Annotated in this window: 4 protein-coding genes; 2 read left to right on the top strand and 2 right to left on the bottom strand. The window is 68.7% G+C overall.

Translation table 11 applies throughout. The features are described 5' to 3' along the window. Positions 1-324 precede the first annotated feature (324 nt). Positions 325-2,046, top strand: a complete 1,722-nt coding sequence (locus tag VJT49_RS00020) for a GAF domain-containing sensor histidine kinase (protein WP_324161803.1) — start codon at positions 325-327, stop codon at positions 2,044-2,046. Positions 2,047-2,139: 93 nt separating this feature from the next. Next, complete coding sequence (locus VJT49_RS00015; protein WP_324161801.1) at positions 2,140-2,796, top strand: response regulator transcription factor; 657 nt, start codon at positions 2,140-2,142, stop codon at positions 2,794-2,796. A gap of 379 nt (positions 2,797-3,175) precedes the next feature. Here the strand turns inward: VJT49_RS00015 and VJT49_RS00010 are convergent, their stop codons facing one another. Both VJT49_RS00010 and VJT49_RS00005 read right to left on the bottom strand, forming a co-directional pair. Then, the gene (locus VJT49_RS00010; RefSeq protein WP_324161800.1) at positions 3,176-4,030 is read right to left on the bottom strand and encodes a universal stress protein; all 855 of its coding nucleotides are present in this window, start codon (positions 4,028-4,030) and stop codon (positions 3,176-3,178) included. After that, positions 4,027-4,620 (bottom strand): HPP family protein, encoded by a 594-nt coding sequence (locus VJT49_RS00005; protein ID WP_324161798.1) that lies wholly within the window; start codon positions 4,618-4,620, stop codon positions 4,027-4,029. The genes VJT49_RS00010 and VJT49_RS00005 overlap by 4 nt, the downstream gene beginning before the upstream one ends. Positions 4,621-4,878: the final 258 nt, after the last annotated feature.

The following is a 4,878-nucleotide window of genomic DNA, read 5'->3' as shown; positions in this document are numbered from 1 at the left end:
TTCGCGGGCGTCGCGGTCGGCGACGTCGAGGACCCGCCCGGTGTCGAGGAAGACGTCGATCCGCTCGCCGGTCACCTCGAACCGCCACGGCTGCGAGTTGTGCGGAGACGGCGCGCGGATGGCCGCGTCCAGGGCAAGCCGGACCGGGCCGTTGAGTGCGGTGATCGTCATCGTGGAACTCCAAGCTGGTGTCGTGCTAGGTCCACATTCGGTCCTCGCACCGCTTTCCAGCAGAGTCGGGGGTCCCCGAACGCCGGGTCTTAGTGCCCTGGGCTCACCCTGCTGCCTCTGGTCAGCCGGAACGACCGATGGAACGATTGGGTCATGGGAACTGCCGATGACCTGCCGACTTCGATCCGTGGCACGTTGTCACAGTTGCGCCTGCGTGAGTTGCTGCGTGAGGTGCAGGACCGGGTGGAGGAGCTGGTCGGCGCGCGGGATCAGATGGACGGGCTGTTGGAGGCCATGCTGGCGGTCGCGGCGGGGCTGGAGTTGGACGCCACCCTGCGCCGGATCGTGCACGCGGCGATCGAACTGGTCGACTGCCGCTACGGCGCGCTCGGCGTGCTCAACCCCGACCACGAGGGCCTGGCGGAGTTCGTCTACGAAGGCATCGACGAACAGACCCGGCAACGGATCGGCGACCTGCCCACCGGACACGGCCTGCTCGGCCTGCTGATCCGGCAACCGACACCACTACGCCTGGACGACCTCTCCCGGCACCCGGCCTCCTCCGGCTTCCCCGAACACCACCCGCCCATGCAAACGTTCCTCGGCGTCCCGGTCCGCGTGCGGGACGAGGTGTTCGGCAACCTCTACCTCACCGAGAAACACAACGGACAACCCTTCACCGAGGACGACGAAGTGGTCGTCCAGGCCCTGGCCGCCGCAGCCGGCATCGCCGTGGAAAACGCCCGCCTGTACGAAGAAAGCCGGATGCGGCAACGCTGGCAAGAAGCCACCAGCGAGATCCGCGCCGAACTGCTCGGCGCCGCCGACCCCGCCGACGTGCTCCACCTGATCGCCAACCGCGCACTCGCGCTCACCGCCGCCGACTACACCTTCCTCGCCCAACCCGACGACCCCGACCTACCCACCACCGACGTCGACCACCTGATCATCACCGTCTGCGCCGGCCTCGACGCCAACGGCCTCACCGGCCACGAAATCCCCATCAACGGCTCCTCCTGCGGCGCGGCCTTCCGCGACGCCGTCCCCCGCCGCGTGGACAGCCTCACCTACGACCTCTCCACCGGGCTGGAAGAAACCTTCGGACCCGCCCTCGTCCTGCCGCTACGCGCCTCCTCCGACACCATCTCCGGGGTACTCGTCGCGCTCCGCAAACAAGGTGAAGACCCCTTCGACGCCGGTCAACTCCCCCTCGTCGCCGCCTTCGCCGACCAAGCCGCACTCGCCCTCAAACTCGCCGACGACCAACGCCACCTCAACGAACTACGCGTCACCGCCGACCGCGACCGCATCGCCCGCGACCTGCACGACCACGTCATCCAACGACTCTTCGCCCACGGCCTCGCCCTGCAAAGCGCTTACGCCCGCACCCGCAACCCCGAAATCCAGCAACGACTCGCCGACCTCGTCGAAGACGCACAAAGCATCATCGCCGAAATCCGCACGGCGATCTTCGACCTCCACGGCGGCCTACAAGGCACCACCCAACTACGCAAACGCCTGCAAGAACTCATCGCCGAACTGACCGACCAAACCGACCTACGCACCACCGTCCGCATGTCCGGCCCCATCGGCGTGATATCCCCCGAACTCGGCGACCACGCCGAAGCCGTACTACGAGAAGCACTCTCCAACGCCATCAAACACGCCCGAGCCAGCACCATCACCGTCACCGTATCGGTCGACGACGACCTCGCCATCGACGTCACCGACGACGGCATCGGCATCCCCGACACCATCGCCCACAGCGGACTGCACAACCTCGCCGACCGCGCCCACCACGTCAACGGAACATTCACCACCCAACGCCTCGACACCGGCGGCACCCGCCTCTTCTGGCGCGCACCCCTCAACTGATCATGGGGACTTTGGTCCTCACCATTGGGGACCTTCGGCGGCCCGCGCGGGTGACCGGCGGCCCGTAGTGTTGAGCGGGAAAGGTGGTGTGCGGTGATCAAGGTGTTCCTCGTCGACGACCACGAGGTGGTCCGGCGCGGTGTCAAGGACCTGCTCGAAGCCGACCCGGAGCTGACCGTGATCGGCGAGGCGGCCAGCGCGGCGCAGGCGCTGGCGCGGATTCCGGCGCTCCAGCCGGACATCGCCGTGCTCGACGTCCGCCTGCCCGACGGCAACGGCATCGAACTGTGCCGCGAGCTGCGGTCCCGGCTTCCCGAGCTGAACGTGCTGATGCTGACCTCCTACACCGACGAGGAGGCCATGCTCAACGCGATCATGGCCGGTGCGGGCGGCTACGTCATCAAGGACATCCAGGGCCTGCAACTGGTCTCCGCGGTCCGCGACGTCGGCGCCGGGCGGTCGCTGCTGGACAACCGCGCCGCCGCGACCCTGATGGCCAAGCTCCGCGCCGAGGCGGACTCGGGCGGCCCGCTGGCCGGGCTGACCGAACGCGAGCGCACGCTGCTCGACCTGATCGGCGAGGGACTGACCAACCGGCAGATCTCCGAACGCATGTACCTGGCCGAAAAGACCGTCAAGAACTACGTTTCCCGGCTGCTCACCAAGCTCGGCCTGGAACGCCGCACCCAGGCCGCCGTCCTCGCCACCAAGCTACGCGACGGCAAACGCCCGAGCACCGGCGACGAGTAACCCCGCGAGTCGCCCTTCCCCGACACCCGAGTCCCGCTCCCGCAACCCGCGAGTCCAGCTTCCGCGGACGGCGAGTCCGGGTCACGCAACACGCGAGTCTGGCTCTCGCGACCCGCGAGTCCGGCTTCCGCGATCGGTGAGTCCAGCTTTCGCGAGCACCGAGTCCGGCTTCCGCGATCGGTGAGTTCCCGATTCGCGGCCCACGAATCGCCAGCTCGCGAATGGGCGCCAGCGAAGGCGAACTCGTACGCGTGAAAACCGTAAAGTGCAGCGGAAGGAGAACTCGCACGCCACCAAATCGGACTCACCAGTCACCAGACCCCGACTCACCAGTCACCAGACCCCGACTCGCGGGTCTCGGGAGCCCGACTCGCGCGGGTCAGGAGGGGGCGGAACGGATGATCATGACCGGGCAGTGGGCGTGGTGGATCAGCGCGTGGCTGGTCGAGCCCAGCAGCAGGCCGGTGAATCCGCCGTGGCCCCGGGTGCCGACCACGACCAGTTGCGCCTGCCGGGAAAAGTCCAGCAAGGTCTTGCGAGGCTCGCCGGCCACGACGATCTCGTCCACCCGCACGTCCGGGTACTTCTCGCGCCAGCCGGCGAGGCTTGCCGACAGCACGACGCGTTCCTCGCCGAGGATCGCCTGCTGCTCACGGGGTGATGGGCCGGCATGTTCGGCTTCGCCTACGGCATGCACGGCAGCCAGCGCCGCACCGCGCCAGGTCACCTCGTCGAAGGCGGCCGCGACGGCGGACTCACTCGCCGGAGCACCGGCCACTCCGACGACCACCGGCCCGTCCCTCCCCTCGCCCCGGACCACCACGACCGGGCAACGGGCGTGCGCGGTCACCGCGCTCAACGTAGATCCCGCCAGCATGCTCACGAGGCCAGTGTCATCCGGTGCGCCCAGCACGATCATCCGCGCGTGCTTCGAATGCTCGAGCAACACCGGCACGGGCGGGTGTGAGGCCATTTCGGTGGTTACCGGCACGTCGGCCGGCACCTCGCGGACCGCCTCCTCGAGCAGCCGGTGGCCGTCCCGTTCGAGCGCGGCGAAGGCCTTGCGCAGCACGGGCAGTCCTGCGCCCTCCTGGCCGGCCAGCGGAGCGAACGCGTAGACGAGGTGCAGGCGAACCTTGCGCAGCGCGGCTTCCCCGGCGGCCCAGCGCAACGCGGCATCCGCTTCCCCGGTCCCGTCCACCCCGGCGATGACGGCGCCTTCGCCGGCGATCATGGCGCACTGACCGAGACGGTAGCGCGGATCACCCCTGGCACGGCTTCGGCCAGCAGGGTCGCCACGTGCCGGTCGGTTTCGTCGTCGAACGCGTCGGTGATCCGGACGACGCCGTCGTGGACGTCGACCTGCCACCGGTCGGGCCCGCCGTAGATCGCGAGATGACGGCGGACGTCCGTGGCGATTTCCGAGTCCTGACGGGCCAGGGTGCGGATGATGTCCCCGCGGGTCACGATGCCCACCACGTGCGAACCCTCGACAATGGGCATCGCGCGGATACGGTCGTCCAGCAGTGCCCGAGCCACCACGGCGAGGTCGGTGCCCGGCCCCATTCCGGTGACCGGGCTCGTCATCACCTCGGCCACGGTCTCCCCCGGCCGCCGGGGAGTCTGGTCCGCCGAACGCGGATCGGGCGCGATTCGTTCGGCGATCAGGTCGGCTTCGGTGACGATGCCGACCAGCCTGCCATCGCCGTCCACGACCGGCAGCGCGGTGAACCCGTGTGCCGAAAGCAACGCGGCCGCCTGCTTCGACAGGGTTTCCGGTTCCACCGTCACCACCGGCGCGCTCATGATGTCCTGAGCTCGCATGATCACTCCAAGGGGGTCTGGGGGCTTGCCCCCAGGCGGGGTCTGGGGGTCGCACCCCCAGAAGACACAGCGGTCTGGGGGCTTGCCCCCAGGCGAGGTCCGGAGGTCGCACCCCCAGAAGACACAGCGGTCTGGGAACTTGCCCCCAAACCGGATCTGGAGGTCGCACCTTCAGAAGACACAGCGGTCTGGGAACTTGCCCCCAAACCGGATCTGGAGGTCGCACCTTCAGAAGACACAGCGGTCTGGAAACTTGCC

It is taken from the genome of Amycolatopsis sp., from assembly GCF_035276945.1.
In the GTDB taxonomy this organism is placed as follows: domain Bacteria; phylum Actinomycetota; class Actinomycetes; order Mycobacteriales; family Pseudonocardiaceae; genus Amycolatopsis_E.
Note: the sequence above shows the minus strand (reverse complement) of the source record. Positions and strands in the feature narration are given on the sequence as shown.

Bases quoted from the DNA above. Each gene is read 5' to 3' on its own strand.
- VJT49_RS00020 (WP_324161803.1), top strand. From the start codon at position 325: ATGGGAACTGCCGATGACCTGCCGACTTCGATCCGTGGCACGTTGTCA.
- VJT49_RS00010 (WP_324161800.1), bottom strand. From the start codon at position 4,030: ATGATCGCCGGCGAAGGCGCCGTCATCGCCGGGGTGGACGGGACCGGG.
- VJT49_RS00005 (WP_324161798.1), bottom strand. From the start codon at position 4,620: ATGCGAGCTCAGGACATCATGAGCGCGCCGGTGGTGACGGTGGAACCG.